The organism is Pedobacter petrophilus (assembly GCF_009674725.1).
GTDB lineage: Bacteria > Bacteroidota > Bacteroidia > Sphingobacteriales > Sphingobacteriaceae > Pedobacter > Pedobacter petrophilus.
Map to the genome: position 1 here is coordinate 1 of NZ_WKKH01000128.1, position 459 is coordinate 459.

The 459-nt window shown below is 41.2% G+C and carries 1 protein-coding gene; it reads left to right on the forward strand.

Annotated elements, in window-relative coordinates:
- Nucleotides 1-304: 304 nt before the first annotated feature.
- Nucleotides 305-459: transposase (locus GJU39_RS24385; RefSeq protein WP_154281226.1), on the forward strand; the 155-nt coding region annotated here is incomplete at its 3' end.

Here is a 459-nt window from a genome sequence, read left to right on the forward strand (position 1 = left end):
ATCAGGGTGTTGCTTCACATATTCTTCATGGAGAGATTCCCTTGTAACACCCTTTCTCTTTAACCTTTTACAGTAATCAGGTAATAGTGTCTGGAGAATCTGCATACGGGGTGCACTGGAAATCCTGGCTACGGGCGTTGTGAAAATGACAGCAAGGTCGCTGTCGCTCTTGGCATTGAACTCTTCATAGCTAATGCCAAGTGTCTGCCAGATGCGAATATACTTTTTAATGGTATGGAGTTGCTACATTTGACTGGAGGAATTTAGTTGTCAGATTTAACTAGAAACTTTTAAATTTGATTATATGAGCAAACGAGTATTTGATGATTCCTTCAAAAAAATGGCTATAGATTTATCTAATAGCCGAGGATCGGTGAAAGAGGTTGCAGATGAGCTTGGAATAAACGATAGCCTTCTGAGTAAATGGAGACAGCGTGAGTCGGAGCCCAAACAGAGTCC